General features: G+C 50.0%; 10 protein-coding genes. 2 read left to right on the forward strand and 8 right to left on the reverse strand.

All coding sequences use genetic code 11. The features are described 5' to 3' along the window. From ACTQ1O_RS13000 to ACTQ1O_RS13035, 8 genes are all read right to left on the reverse strand, one after another. On the reverse strand, positions 1–3,269 hold a 3,269-nt coding region (locus ACTQ1O_RS13000), incomplete at its 3' end, for a Spy0128 family protein (RefSeq protein WP_441487625.1). A gap of 27 nt (positions 3,270–3,296) precedes the next feature. After that, positions 3,297–5,192, reverse strand: coding sequence for a hypothetical protein (locus ACTQ1O_RS13005; RefSeq protein WP_441487626.1), 1,896 nt, complete (start codon positions 5,190–5,192; stop codon positions 3,297–3,299). A gap of 542 nt (positions 5,193–5,734) precedes the next feature. Beyond that, positions 5,735–5,974: a polya polymerase gene (locus ACTQ1O_RS13010; RefSeq protein ID WP_441100523.1), complete on the reverse strand. Its 240-nt coding sequence runs from the start codon at positions 5,972–5,974 to the stop codon at positions 5,735–5,737. A gap of 210 nt (positions 5,975–6,184) precedes the next feature. Then, positions 6,185–7,417, reverse strand: a complete 1,233-nt coding sequence (locus ACTQ1O_RS13015; protein ID WP_441487627.1) for an NADase-type glycan-binding domain-containing protein — start codon at positions 7,415–7,417, stop codon at positions 6,185–6,187. A 30-nt stretch (positions 7,418–7,447) separates the two neighbouring features. Beyond that, a complete protein-coding gene (locus ACTQ1O_RS13020; protein ID WP_441487628.1) occupies positions 7,448–8,386 on the reverse strand; it encodes a 1-phosphofructokinase family hexose kinase in 939 nt (312 codons plus the stop codon). Continuing rightward, positions 8,383–8,832 (reverse strand): hypothetical protein, encoded by a 450-nt coding sequence (locus ACTQ1O_RS13025; protein ID WP_441476207.1) that lies wholly within the window; start codon positions 8,830–8,832, stop codon positions 8,383–8,385. Before ACTQ1O_RS13025 ends, ACTQ1O_RS13020 begins: the two co-directional genes overlap by 4 nt. A gap of 341 nt (positions 8,833–9,173) precedes the next feature. Then, positions 9,174–9,968 (reverse strand): carbon-nitrogen hydrolase family protein, encoded by a 795-nt coding sequence (locus ACTQ1O_RS13030; protein WP_441487629.1) that lies wholly within the window; start codon positions 9,966–9,968, stop codon positions 9,174–9,176. 582 nt (positions 9,969–10,550) lie between these two features. Beyond that, a complete protein-coding gene (locus tag ACTQ1O_RS13035; RefSeq protein WP_441487630.1) occupies positions 10,551–12,233 on the reverse strand; it encodes a phospho-sugar mutase in 1,683 nt (560 codons plus the stop codon). 453 nt (positions 12,234–12,686) lie between these two features. Between ACTQ1O_RS13035 and ACTQ1O_RS13040 the strand changes: the two genes are divergently transcribed. Then, on the forward strand, positions 12,687–13,121 hold the full coding sequence (locus ACTQ1O_RS13040; RefSeq protein WP_441487631.1) for a hypothetical protein: 435 nt from the start codon (positions 12,687–12,689) through the stop codon (positions 13,119–13,121). A 589-nt stretch (positions 13,122–13,710) separates the two neighbouring features. Further along, positions 13,711–15,156: a C39 family peptidase gene (locus ACTQ1O_RS13045; protein WP_441487632.1), complete on the forward strand. Its 1,446-nt coding sequence runs from the start codon at positions 13,711–13,713 to the stop codon at positions 15,154–15,156. Positions 15,157–15,232 lie beyond the last annotated feature (76 nt).

The raw sequence follows: 15,232 nt of genomic DNA on the forward strand, positions 1-15,232 counted from the left end.
TTGCTACCTGTCGAAACTTCAGTTTTGCCTTCCTTTACGCTGAAGTTGAATTCATTGTCGGTCAGAGTCTTGCCTTCCAGCGTCTTCGTTCCACTGAAGGTTACACTTCCGCTCGCCTCATAGCTGTTCGTGAAGTTCAGTTTCTTCGCGTTGTCGCTTGCCTCTACATTCAGCGTTCCGTTACCGATATCCGTTACAGTGACGGTTACGGTGTATGTCTGGCTGCTGTAGCAGATGCCGTCCTTCTCATAATAAGTATTACCCTGCGCATCCTTCTTCTCAACGGCCTTGTCCGGAATTTTCTCCGATACCGTATACGTATGTTTTCCAACATCACTCCGTTTATAACTGATCGGTGTGAAGGTAATCGTTCCATCCGCCGCGTTGCTACCTGTCGAAACTTCAGTTTTGCCTTCCTTTACGCTGAAGTTGAATTCATTGTCGGTCAGAGTCTTGCCTTCCAGCGTCTTCGTTCCACTGAAGGTTACACTTCCGTTCGCCGCATAGCTGTTCTTGAAGTTCAGTGCATTCGCGTTTTTGCTTGCCTGTACTTCCAGTCCGCCCTTACCGTTATCCTTCACATCCACGGTTACGGTGTATGTCTGGCTGCTGTAGCGAATGCCGTTCTTCACATAGTAACTATTGCCCTGGGCGTCCGTCTCCTTCGAGGCATCAGCCGGGATATCCTCCGATATCTTATACGTATGTGATCCAGCATCCTTCTGTGTATATCTGATCGGTGTGAACGTAATCGTTCCATTCGCCGCGTTGCTGCCTGTAGAAACTACATTGTCCCCTTCCTTTACGCTGAAGTTAAATTCATCGCCGGTCAGCGCCTGGCCTTCCAGCGTCTTCGTTCCACTGAAGGTTACACTTCCGGTCGCCTCGCTGTTCTTAGTATTCGTGAACGTCATCTGCTCAGCCGATGTCAAAGGCGTTTCCGTACCATCTTTATTTACAAGTTTGACCTTTGTGTTAATTTTTCCATTATTATCGTCTGCCAAATAGACTTTTATTGTATATGTTGTTGTATCGTATTTGATTGCCTTATCTTTCCCAGCGATCTCCTTTACCGTATATGTAATTGGCCCGCCATTAACATCATTTTCATTATATTCCAACTTGCCAAACGAGATCGATCCATCCGAACTATTGGTGGCTTCTTCCACAGGTTTAGCATCTGCTGATGGCTTTTCGCCCTTATATAACGCAAATGTAAACTCTCCATCAGATAAGCTTTGCTTCTGATTATTCACCAGGAGAACCTTCTTCGCCGTAAAGAAAGCATTTCCCTTGGAATGATACTGTCTAGCCTGATAAGCAAAATGCCACTCAGAATTTGTAATCACTGTACCACCGGCAACAACCCATCCCTGTGACGTATTATTACTGTTCACGTTTGCTTTTGGTGCCAGAATAGTACCTGCTGTGGTATCCAGATTCACCGTTGTTGCATTTACAAAGTTCCAGATAATCTTCTGGCAGACTTGTTGATCAAGTTTCTTATTATTATCGCTATCCGACTGATCTGTGCTTGTCACAGTATAATTGTCATCGCCAACAGCATACTGGAATTGCTTAAGTGTTACGTCACTATCTTTTAATATATTGAAGATGATTGTTTGTCCTGACTTTTTTCTAATATGAATCCCGCCGGAACAATTCATCGCATTAAGGAAACCTGTATCATTATTATCTACCTTAAAATAAATTGTTGCGTTGTCACCAGCACTTCTCGTATCGATTATATATTTATTTTGATCAACATTTTCTTCTTTTAATGTGTTGACATTGCTCTCGCTCTCCCCTGCCAGCGTATTAGACATATCCGCAACTGTTGCAATCAGATGATTAACATAGTTGTTATCGTATTCGTCTGTAAGTCTGTTAACAGTAATTTTTTGTGTATTATTGATAGTAATATTTGATGTGGTGTCTTGCGTATATACATCATAGATAACGGAATTTGAGTTTGTACTTCCTCCAAATCTCAAACCAGCTTTTGAAAAATCCCCAATATAGAACGGTACATCCTGCGGTCCAGCAATGTCTGCTTCTACAACTTGATCGTTCTCCCTATTATATTTATTTACGGCAAAATTAGTCTGTGTATGATTTTTCTGTGTATATGTGTCTGCTACAATACCATATTCTACAGCATTTCCTAATATTGACTTATAATCTCTGCTCGTACCTTCCGCAATGTCAGTATGCGTTTGCTCGATGCTTGAAACAGCATAAACAGAGAAACCGTTTGCCTGAAATGACAAAGTCCGGTCTTCTACAGAAACATCCGCATTTTTTACATTCTCTACCTTCACATCATCTGCATTGATATTGGTAGCATCTGCTGTTGTGTCGTTGCTCTCCTTCACCGCATCGGTCAGCGGAAGGTGTTTGATCTCAACATCGGAATCCTTGTCTGCGTCAAGGCTCTTGGTCAGCTGATCTTTCTTGAAGTTTACGCTGATCTTTACCGCGCCTTCTGCCGGCTGTACTTCTACTTCCTTCTGTGTTACATTGCCGTCTTCATCCTTCTCTTCTACCGGATAGATGAAGGCCATATCGTACAGAAGGGTGTTCTCGTCGGTGTACTGTTTTTCTGTATCAGAATCAGACGATGCTGCTGCGTCGTCGTTCAGAGCGTTCATGTAAGCATCGTAATTATAATCCGTGCTGTCCTTTGTGACCGGCGTTACACGGAACTCTGCGTTATCCGGAACTGCCTTCGGGTCGTCAAGGGTTGCTGTTACGCTTACCAGATCATCCTCATAAGAATATTCTCTCTTGGTCGCGTCCTTGCGGGCTTCATCGATCTGCTCAGATGCAGTAAGGTTCTTGTCTTCCTCCTCAGAAGATGAGGATACGGAAGAAGATGCTGTAGAATCCGCCGCCGTTTCCTTATTTTCGGAGTCGGCAACAGTTGCAGGTGTCGTTCCCTGCTCAGCTTCTGCTGCGGTTTCCGCATTTTTATTTTCTTCCTCAGACGGAGCCGCACTTTCCTCCGCTGCCTGCTCGGTACCGTTCAGACCGATCTCCTCGGTTCTGGTGGTATCGTTCTGATCTACGTTTGCTACCGTTGTTTCATCCGCATTCTCCGAAGCGGAAGCATCGGTATCTGCACTCGTCGTTCCCTCGGCGGTTGTCTCCTGTACCGGTGTATCCTCAGCAGCGCGGAGTCTTACATTGGATGTAATACCGCTTGCCGCCACCATGGAAATGGAAAGAAACAGCGCCATCCATTTTCGGAATGTATTCTTGTTCTTCATCGTTCTCTCTCCTCCCGCATAGTACCGTCAGTGTTTCAGGGCTTTTCTTCTGCGTACAAGCAGAACCGCAAGAACCGCGCACACAGCAAGAGCCGCAATGCTGATCACCATGATGACAAGGTTCCTTGTGGAATTCTTGTCCTTGTCGGAATTCAGCTTGATATTGCTCTCAGGTGTCTGAATCTCGTCTGCCTGAACACCATCAATGGAAACATCACCGGAATCTTTGTCGCTTCCCGCTGCGTTGTTATCCGTTCCTGCAGTGTTGGCTGTTCCTGCACCTGCAGCGGAAGAAGTTTCATCCGTTCCTGCAGTGCCGTTTCCTGCGTTCGCGTTTGTGCTGTTTCCGGTATTCGCCGTTCCATTCGATACGTTCCCGGCAGCAACTGGTGCGATCGCTGCGCCTGTGGAATCATTGGTTGACACTACCGTACTGACTCCTGTGTCTGTATTCCGCATAACCGTTCTTGTAATTCCCGGGATGACCCGATACGTTGTACCGCCGTCTGTGACGGTCACCTCCTGCACTTCCTCTCTGGTGATGACCACTTTCTGGAATGCGGTGTTGTTCTCATCGTAGTAATAAACGGTATAGGTCTCCTTCGGGGAATAGAAGTTGTGATCTACATACGCAGCCTGGCCGTCGATCCGAAGATAATGTACGTTATCGATATCAAAGCTGTCCGGAAAATCAATTCTCGTATCACCCTCTGAGGTTACGGTCTGTGTCCGGCTCTGAAGCACATTTCCGTTTGCGATGTCTACATACTGGATATTGATCTCTCTACTCTTGACCTCGGACGAATTGCTGTAGCCTTCCGGATCATAGTAGACATACATCGTGTGATTGCTGTCGTCATACGAATGGGTGAACGACTTGTCAAACGCCTTATTGATCGTGTAAGTAATTCCGTTCTTCGTGATCTTCTTCTCCGGCGTGAAGGTTCCATCCTTGCCCGGTTTCACCTTGACAACCTTCGAATCGATGCAGCGGTTTGTCTCGGAGTTGTACAGAAGAATGTACCAGCTGTAGCTCTGTCCCGAATCTGCCGTCTGCTTCTGATACCGGATCGTATAAGTCCTTGTGGTATCGGAAACCTCATGTGTAATCGTCGTTGGATCCTTCGCATGATAATTCACTGTTTTTCCATCCTCGGTCACGGAGAATGCATTCGGAGCCACGAAGGGTTTTGTCTTTCCGTTTACATAGAAGGTTCTGGACGTAATCGTGCTTCCGTCATCTGCGTTCACATAGTTGACGGTGACCGGATAACGCGTGTCAGTATCCTTGGTCAGAGTGTAGTAGACGTTCTCAACTGCGGTATCCTTGCTGTCATTCTCCTTTGAGGATCTGGTGTACAGCTTGTTTCCCGGCGCCAGCGTCTCCGGAATCTTGTCCTCAGACCCGGTGAACATATAAAGCAGCATGCCACTATCCTCGGTCATGCACTTGTAGGTCTTCTGTGAAGCCGTAGAATCCACAGTTTTTGGATGCTCGCGGTATATGAAAACCATATCGCCTTTAATGTCATCTTTAAAGGAAACCTGCATACTATCAGATTCCGCGCTGAGTGCCCCGTCCGGTCCGCTCACGATATCGTAATCTTTCCCGTTATTATAGAAGGTGGAACGCACCGATATATTACCGGAAGGTCCCCAGGTTTCACCCTTCGATGCATCGAATGTCTCCAGAACATTGCCGCTTTCGTCCTTGAAGGTAATCGTATATTCACCCTTCTTGTCATTTGAACCCGCTTTTACCCCGGTTTTGTCATCCGTGCTCCCGGCGGACTCCGAAACAACGCTGTTCTCCTGCGTCCCGTCCGCCCACACCGGCGGTGCCGCCGCTGTCATCATAAAGGCCGACATAGCCAGTGCAGAAGCCCTCAGCAACAGCTTTCTGTAGCTCTTCTTCTCTCTCATCTATCTCTCTCCCTTCCCATCCTGTTCCTATTCAAATACTGCAATAGCTGATTATTCTCATATGCATGATTTCTCTTAAATCACACCATCCCTGAAACCTGTGCAGGCCTTCCGAAAACGTTTCCGTGAATCGTCCCAAAAAAGGACCGCTTTTCCCGCAATCTGAAAAGCAATCCTCTGATAATGCCTGCTGATATTTATTTATGGGTTGCACAATTGCTGTTCATTTCCGATACAAAAGTGCTGTATCCCTGCCTGTCTTTGTTACAGTACCTTATGTACCTTCACGAATATTATGTTTCCAAGGTATGGTTTTTTATTAATATAAAACCATTTTCATCAATATGCAAGTATCTGAATTATTTTTTATTGAATAATGTATTGTCCAACAATTGGTAATACCATTTTCCCCGGCAAAAAAATAACCGCCTGGGAGTATACATCTCTGCATCCGCCCGGCGGTTATCCTTCCTATTCATTATGCTATTTTCTGCTCTGCAATCTCATCTTGAAATCCGTCCGTTGCCGGATCTCGAAATCCGTCAGTTTCCCTGGATCATGAAATCCATCAGTGCCTTGATATCTTCCGGCTCGGAAGCTACGATCTCCAGCTCCGGAATTGCTGCCTCATTCGAGAAGATATTTGCCAGTGATACATACTGGCTGAGCTTAGATTTGAGGTTCAGCCTGTCGCCCTCTGCGGTAACCAGCTCTACGCGGCCCTTGCAATTATCAATCACCTTGAAAAAACCGTCTACATCCTTAATGTTCTGCAGTTTCATTGTTGTACACCTCCAATACTGTTCTCTACTGCTTACCTTCTTCTGATGATCCTGTCCTCTTATTCTTGGGACAAAAACTCATCCTGCCCGATGTCCTTCAGACAAATTTCAATGCGCTATGAATTCTGTATGAAATAAAACTCATCCTGCCTGATGTCCTCCGGACAAATTTCATCATACCATGAATTCTGTATGAATTGAAGGCAGTTTTTAATATCCATTGTAATTATTCGTCTGTCCGTAGTTCGCAGTCCCACCGTACGTGCCGTCCCCATAGCCGGCCCCTGCTCCGTAACCGCTGTTATAGGTGCCATCGGCATTGCCGCTGCTGTAGCTGCCGCCGGCATTGCCGCTGCCATATGTGCTGCTGTCTGTTCCGCCGTAGCTTCCTGCACCTCCGTAGATATCCGTACCGTTCGTTCCCGCGCCGTTGGTTCCGGTTCCGCCGGCTGTGTTTCCTGCTCCTGTACTTCCATTTGCTCCGCCAGCTGCGCCGCCTGCCGTTCCCGCAGTTCCGGACGCGGAAGCATCGGTACCGGATCCTGAGGCTCCGGCAGACTGCGTCCCTGTACCTGCCGCACCGTTTGTATCCGTTCCCGCTCCCGCCGCTGTCTCTCCGGTCGGAACTCCGTAGACGTCAACCTCATTGATGCAGGTATCATCATAATCCGTTCCCTTATACACCTCGTCGATGGTCATCTTGATCTCGGATGTCTCGACATCCTTCGAGAGCTCCACGCAGAATTCCTTCTTCTCGTCCGGGAAGGTGACCTGAACGCTCTGATCGCCGAACTCGAAGGTCATCGTCTTCGGACGGTTGTTCATGGTGTAATTATCATCCGAGCCGTACCAGTTTCCGAGGCGCAGCACAAGGAATCTCACCTTGCAGACCTGATCCAGATGATAGGTGACACTCTCACCGATTCCGGATCCGTCCACTCCTTCCTGCCAGCTGCTGTCCTTCGATCCATCGTACAGAACATGCGGTGTGTTGTCGATTCCCGCCTGCGAAATCGTCGATGTCGCATCGGCGCTCGCCACGGTTACCTGTGAATACCCGAGCAGATCAATCTGCGACTGACGGCTTGCGTCCACAATGGAGGCTGTCAGCTTGTCCTCCTCTGCCCCCGGCGTCACAGATGGCTCTGAGGTGGAAGAGACAGAAACCGAAGACGAGGAACTTGTGACCGATTCCTCCTCCGGAGTCGGCGTTGCCTTAATCGTGACCTTCTGCGGAGAATTGTTCTGTCCGTCTTTCAGGAATTTCGATATGCCGAACATCGCGCCGATTCCCGCGGCAAGAATCACCAGAATCAGGATAATTCCCATAAGCAGCAGCTGGCGCTCTCTCTTTTTTACCCGAACCTTATCCAGCCGTCTGCCGCAGCGGGAACATCGCCTCGCAGTATCCGGATTTTGTTCACCACAATATGGACATCTCATAAAATTCCAGTCCCTCCAGTTTTTTCTTAGTCAATCTGCTCTGAAGACCCGGACTTCCTTCCGGAACCTTTCAAAATTCTCTCTTGTGCAAAGCTGCGTGCCTTCCCGGATCAGCGACCCATCCGCGGCAATCACTCCATAACGGAGGATCTCCGAAAGCGGGAGGCCTTTTTCCATCGCCACACACATTCCGGCCACCATGGAATCTCCGGCTCCCTGTGTGCTTCTGACATCAATTCTGTCCGGCGGACAGATCCATGCCCCCTCACGGCCGACGATCATGGCGCCCTCCGCGCCCATAGACAGGCAGATGATCCCGACCCCTCCATCGATGATTTCTCCCGCCTTTCGCAGGATCTCCTCCCTGCCCGGATTTTCCAGGCCGAATGCCGTCTCAAACTCATACAGATTCGGCTTGATTACATCGGGACAGGCCTGGATTCCTTCCAGAAAAAGCTCTCCTTCCGCGTCCAGAATCACCTTTTTCCCAATCCTCCTGCACGCAGCGGTCAGATCTCTGTAAAATGAGGCTGGCACGCCCAGCGGTACGCTTCCGGTGATCACTACCATGTCGATCTCCGGATCCGACAGCTGTTCCATCAGCTGATCCGTGAACGCCCGTATGGTTTTCTCGTCCAGCGGATCTCCCTTCTGATTCAGCTCGGTCGTGACACGGTCTTCCTCGTTCATGACCTTGATATTTTCCCGGACCTCTCCCTCCGCCATATATGCCTCATAATGAATGCCGAGCGCCTCCAGCCCCTTCGAAAAATCCTGCCCGTTCTTCGTGTAATTGATACCGAAGGTCCGCACCGAAATTCCAAGCTGATTCAGCACGATGGAGACGTTAATTCCTTTTCCGGAAAAATCTGACCGCTTCGTCTGTACGCGGTTCAGCCCGCCGTAGGAAAATCCACGGATGGTGAGGGTTTTGTCGATACAGGGATTCATCGTTACTGTTGCGATCATGACTCCTCCTCGTCTCCCTCATACGCCGCAATCTTCTCCAGGTAATCATCGTCCGACAGCGTTTCCATCTCATCGAATGAAATGGTGTATTCATAGTTATTGATAATCCGAAGGTATCGGCTGTCCAGATCGATGATGTACACATAGTCCACGACATCTGCGTAGTCCTCGCTGTTATACAGCTTCATCGAGCCCTTTCTCCAGAGAAGCCCCAGGATATCGCCCGACCGGTCCGTTCTCGCGTCCGTCTGCGTCTCATCATAGGGAATGAACTGACACCCCTGGACAATCTCTGCGAACTTCTCCATCTCATTATTCCGAAGCCGCTCCTGCAGGAAATGCAGGATGTTCAGGCCGGTCATCGCCGGATGTCCATCCTCCGGTCCGAACTTGTCGATTCGTTTCTTGTCCTCAAGGAAAATATATACTGCGCTGGAAATTTCCATATCTGATTCCTTCCTGTTCATATATGTGGCAGCTGCGGGAGCTGCAAGGCAACAAAGCAGCTGAGTTATTTACGCGAACAGTGAGCCGCAGCCGAATGCGAAGTATTCGTGTGCGGCGAGCGTCGCGATAGCGAGATAAAACTCGCGCAGCGTGTTTTATCTCGTTCATATTCTGATGCACCGTCCGCGGGGCATAGCGTTCTAGTATTATCTTACTATATATCGTCTGAATCTGGTCTGAAAATTTTATTTTCGTCAAAATCGTCAGCCTCTGAATAACTGCAGAAACCATTAACCGAATAAACGGTCACGGCATAAAACTTCAAGCTTCTTTGAAGCCGTCAGCCTCTGAGTGACTGCAGCAGCGGAAGCTCCCGGCGCACCTTGTCCACCAGCGGCAGGTCCAGATCCGTGATCTGCACGCCCTCCTTTTCATCCATCTCTGCCACGACATCTCCCCACGGTGAAACCACCATGGAATGTCCCCAGGACACGTAGGAAAAGGATGGATCTCTGGCATCCGATGTCCCGACCATATAGCACTGGTTGTCGACCGCCCGCGAACGGAACATCAGCTCCCAGTGCGCAGGACCCGTGGTCATATTGAAGGATGCCGGAACCAGCACCACCTTCGCGCCGGACAGGACCATCTCGCGCACCATCTCCGAAAACCTGCAGTCAAAACAGATACAGATACCCATCCTGCAGAACTCCGTGTCGAAGACGGTCGCCCCTTTTCCAGCTGTCAGCGTATCCGATTCCCGGAAATGCTGCCCGCCCTCTACATTGATATCAAACAGATGCGTCTTCCTGTGCTTTGCGATCTGTCTTCCCTCCCGGTCAAACACATAAGCCGTGTTGTATACGCGGCCCTCTGTGTCCACCTCCGGGACGGACCCGGCAGACAGATAGATCCGATGCTCTCTCGCCATATCAGAAAGCTGTCTCCAGCTTTCGCCGCCTTCCGGCTCCGCGTATTCAGGAAAACAGGACGTCTCATAGGGCGTCGTGAACATCTCTCCGACCGCCACCAGATCGACTGCTTTCCCGTCGAGTCGGTTCAGCTTCTCCGCCAGCATGTCCAGATTTTCCTGTTTGTTTTTGTACACATGCGATTGAATCTGCGCAATCCTCATCGATGTCCTCCTGTTTCGCTTATAACGCTTCTGACGCAGTATACGGTAGTATGTGGCAGTATGGCGCCATAATGAATCATATAGCCGTTTGTGCTTCCTTTGCTCTGCTGTACTTCTGTTTGCTGTTCTTCTGCTTAGCGGTTCTTTTGCTTTGCGGTTCTTCTGCTTTGCGGTTCTTTTACTTGCCTAATGATTTCGACACAAACTCAACCGGATGCTTTTGGATTTATTATTTCCTTATTCATTGTAGCCTGTGCGGCCGCCCTCTTCAACGGCTTACATGACTTTTTCTTTCTACCTTAACACAAGATATAACAAATAATCGCGAATACAACAAGATAAACCAGATATCATCCCGATATCATTCATTTGTTCTTCCGCGATTCGAGATGTATATCCGGAACCAGACAAGCTTACTTTTAATTTTATGCCCCTGTCAAATATCATGGCGCCGTCTGTATGCCGCCTGTACAAGAAAAATGCGGTCTTATGACCGCATTTTTCTTGACTGATTTTTTCAGAGAATTTGCCTATCCTCAACGCATTTGTACACGCTTTGTATTTGTACGCACCTTGTCTTGCTTACTCAAAGATCGGCTTCAGCGCTGCCGCGAGTTCTTCCTTCTCGGCCTCGGCCTCCGCAAGATCCTTTCCCTTTGTCGTATAGTACGCCTTGATCTTCGGCTCCGTGCCGGAAGGACGCACAACAACGGAAGCGCCGTCCTCGAGACCGTAGATCAGTACATTGGCCTTCGGAAGGCCTGTCTTCTCAGGCTCCTCATAATCGGTGATGCTTACCACCTTCCTGCCCGCGAAGTCTGCCGGAGGATTCTGGCGAAGCTCCGCCATGATTCCCGCCATCTTGTCCATTCCGGAAAGTCCCGGGAACTCGAAGCTGTCCACCTTGTTCAGGTAACGGCCGTACTCCTTGTAGATCTCCTCCAGACGCTGTTTGATGGAGGAGCCGATGCTTCTGTAATACGCTGCCATCTCGCAGATCAGCATGGATCCGATGATGGCATCCTTGTCCCGCACATACGGACCGGCAAGATATCCGTAGCTCTCCTCAAATCCGAAGATGAAGCGATCCACTTCTCCGGCAGCTTCCAGCTGCGCGATCTGATCGCCGATCCACTTGAATCCGGTCAGCGTATGTCTCAGCTCCACGCCGTAATGCTTTGCCACAAGATCCGCCAGCGGAGTCGATACGATGGACTTCACCGCCACAGGGTTCTTCGGCATGGTGCCTTTCTCGATGCGTCCGGCACAGATGTAATCCAGCAGAAGCACACCCATCTCATTTCCGGATACCAGCTCATAGGACCCGTCCGGACACTTCATGGCAATGCCGACACGGTCCGCGTCAGGATCTGTCGCCAGCATCAGATCCGCACCGGTCTTCTTCGCCAACTCAAGTCCGTATTTCAATGCCTCGAAAATCTCCGGGTTCGGATACGGAGCGGTTGTGAAATATCCGTTCGGGTACTCCTGCTCCGGAACAATCGTGATATCCGTGATTCCGATATCCTGCAGCACGCGGGTAACCGGTACGAGTCCGGTTCCGTTCAGCGGGGAATACACGAGCTTCAGTCCCGCGGTCTTTGCAAGACCCGGTCTGACCTGTCTAGCCTCAATCGCGGCATATAATGCTTCCTTGCAGTCGTCGCCGACGAACTGAATCAGCCCTTTCTCAACGCCCTCCGCAAAGGACATATACTTTGCGCCTGTCAGCACATCGGTCTTCTGAATCGAATCGTATACAACAGCAGCCGCGTCATCGGTCATCTGGCATCCGTCCGGTCCGTAAGCTTTATATCCGTTATACTTTGCCGGGTTATGAGATGCTGTCACCATGATGCCGGCGTTGCACTTGTAGTATCTGGTCGCAAAACTCAGTGCCGGAACCGGCATCAGCTCATCGTAGATGCGCACCTTGATTCCGTTTGCTGCGAGCACGCCTGCCGCATCCCTTGCGAAATTCCATCCCTTCAGACGGCTGTCATAGCTGATTGCCACGGTCTGCGTTCCGCCCTGGGTCTTCACCCAGTCCGCCACACCCTGGGTGGCCTGTCTTACAACCCAAATGTTCATCCGGTTTGTGCCGGCGCCGAGCGTTCCGCGAAGTCCTGCCGTTCCGAACTGCAATTTCACTGCAAAGCGGTCCTTGATCGCCTCGTCATCACCCTCAATATCACGAAGTTCCTTCTTCAGATCAAAATCAATGAGATCCGCATTTAACCAGCGTTTGTAATCGTCCTGATACATTTGATTCCTCCGTTCTTCCTTATCATTCCGGATATTTGCATGGGTCGGCTGCCGCCCGAAAACAGGGGATTCCCGTTCTGACTATCCTGTCGGAGCGCCTCCGTCTTTACTGGCAAAACCAACAAATCGGTTTTGAAGCAGGCACGTATTTTCGTGCTTTTCATGCAAAATAATTTTACTGAATTTCATATGGCTTGTCAAGGAATGGGCAGTTACTGGAAGGAGCAATGGACAGTTACCCGCAGGGCAGCAATCCTCCCCGGTTTTTTAGAATTCTTTTACCTCAAGTCCACACTTTCGACACAATTATCCCTTAATGTATAAGTCAGACAGCTGATAGACATACCGGCTGTCACATCTCCCCCCTCATTTTTAAAAAAAGACGTCGAAGTGAGTCAGAGTCGCTTCGGCGTTTTTGTGTTACAATTTAATTTATATTAAAGGAGGAATACTATGTCAAGATACCGCCGGCGCAGACGCCGCTCTCATATATTCGGAAACGTTCTGCTCACACTCGTTCTGCTGCTCATTGTCGCAGCTGCTGTTCTCTATGTGAACCGCAGCCATGTTCAGAAGCTGGCCGCGGACGCAATCACGGATAAGCTCAGCGATACCATCACAGAGCAGATCCTTGAGGCTGCCGGAAACAGTCCGGACTCCTCTGCCGTTCAGCAGGCGATTGGCTCCATCTCCGATTCCGACAAGGAAGAGGCCGCACAGATTCTGCAGAACCACCTGACGCCGTCCACCATTGCTGCCGCAGGCTCCTACATCCAGAACCGCGACTACGACGGGCTGATGCAGTACGCAAAAGAAAATCTCAGTACCGAAGAATATGACCGGCTTTCCGAACTCTACGAGAAGTATGCGTCCCAGCTTCCCGGCTGACAGAACAGACGGCCTGCCGGAACACAGCTCTCTGACTCACAGGCCTGCCGGAACGCAGTGCCCCGAGTCACAGGCATGCCCGAATCCGGTTTTCCTTTTACAATCCGGATTTTAACTTCCCTTTAACGCACATTTAGCTGTCCGGTGATAGATTCGCACAACACCTTTTACTATCATAAAGATAGCAGGAGGTGTTACTTTGAATGCGACTACGAATACCATTTCGAATACTTCAAATACAATGATAAACAGTACAGCTAATACCAATAACACAATACGGAGGTCCCGTATCTTCTCCTCCAAAAAGCTGTCCCCGCAGAAGAGAATATCAATTATGGTGCGTCTGTCCTGCCTCTCATTTCTGGTGGTACTGTTCACCATAATCTGGAATCTCTGACATTGTTCACAACATTTTCGCTTTTTCTCACGCCTCGTTTGTGCTAAAATTCTTTTCGTTAATGAAGAATTCTGACACTGATGAAAAGAAGGGTCTTTCGCGGAAGAAAGGCCTTCGATACAGCGCAGCTGACGAAGGTCATGCATAAATCCTTCCATTCAGCACAGCTGAGGAAGGGAAAAGGCGAAAATTATGATAAAAAATTACAGAATCTTATCTTTACTCCTTGTACCCGCTCTTGCCACGGCGATGCTTGCCGGATGCGGCTCCTCATCTTCCACCGAGGTCAGTGCCCAGACACAGTTATCTCCCGCGGCAGTTGACGCGAATTCTGATGATCCTGCAGCGGATGCGGATCTGGTCTCCGACGCAGACTGGTCCGTCGATTCCGCGGATACGATTCTGGATTCCATCCTGTCCTCAGATCTCACCGACAGCAAGGTAGTCCTCGATGTTCCCGAGATTCTGCAGAATCCCGAGCTTCCCACCGGCTGCGAATCCGTTGCTCTTACAATCGCTCTGAATTCCCTTGGATGTGACCTTCAGAAAACAGAAATTGCCGATAATTATCTGGAATACGGCGACAATCTCGCTTACCAGTACGCAGGTGATCCCCACACAGAAAGCGGCGCCGGCGTTTTTGCGGGAGGAATTGTGAACGCCGCCGAGAAGTACATCAAGGAAAAAAATCTTGACATCGCGGCCATCAACACCTCGGGGACCTCTCTGTCCGATCTGTGCAAGGTCGTGGCGGCAGGATATCCCGTCGTCATCTGGGGCACGATGTATATGTCGGATCCCCTGATCACATCGCAGTCCTATGAGTACGACGGATACACCTATACCTGGTATCGGAACGAGCACTGCATGATTCTGGCCGGCTATGACCAGGATGCCGGAACCGTCGTGATCAGCGATCCCCTCTCCGGAATTGTAGTCCGGGACGCCGACGCGTATGAATCCTATTTCAACGAAACCGGTATGTACTCCGTTGTCCTGATGAACAAAAGCGGTGTGAAGAAAACCGATCTGGACACTTCAAAAACGGGCTCCGACAGCAAGGGTACTTCCGGCTCCGACGCGCCCGACAATATCGACGACATTATCAACAGCCGCCAGAATACCTCGGACTACTACTACAACCAGTATCAGTCCTATGGCAGTCAGCCCGGAGGAACCTGGTATGAGACATCTCCCGCTGTATCCGGGGATACGTCCGCATATGATGGTTCTGCCGCTTCCGGACGAGCTGCCGGCGGATCTGCCGCGAATTCACAGAATGCTTCCGACTCCGGAAATCAGCAATCCTCCGGCAGCGGTGATTCAGGACAGGCAGCCTCTCCATCCGGCGGTAATTCCGGAACGAATACAGGAACCGGAGACGGGGTTTCCGGCGGAACAGGCGGCGGTGTCACGGCAGGAACTGCAGGCAGTGCCGGAACTGACGGCGGTGCCACGGCAGGAGCAGGCAGCGGTGCCGCGGCAGAGACCGGTGGCGGTGCCTCTGCTGAGACCGGTGGCGGAGCTTCTGCAGGGACAGGCGCCACAGAAAGCACAGGCGGCGCAGATTATTCAGCGCCATCTCAGGATGCCTCCGCAGCCGCAGGAAACGCAGCCGGCGGGGAGTCCGGTTCCTGATTCCTCATCTTTCCTTTCCGTTATATAAAACCCTCATACGATAAATCGTACCACAAACTGTATAAGTCCCCGCGTC

Origin of the sequence: Bilifractor sp. LCP21S3_A7, assembly GCF_052118825.1 — a bacterium.
In the GTDB taxonomy this organism is placed as follows: Bacteria; Bacillota; Clostridia; order Lachnospirales; family Lachnospiraceae; genus Bilifractor.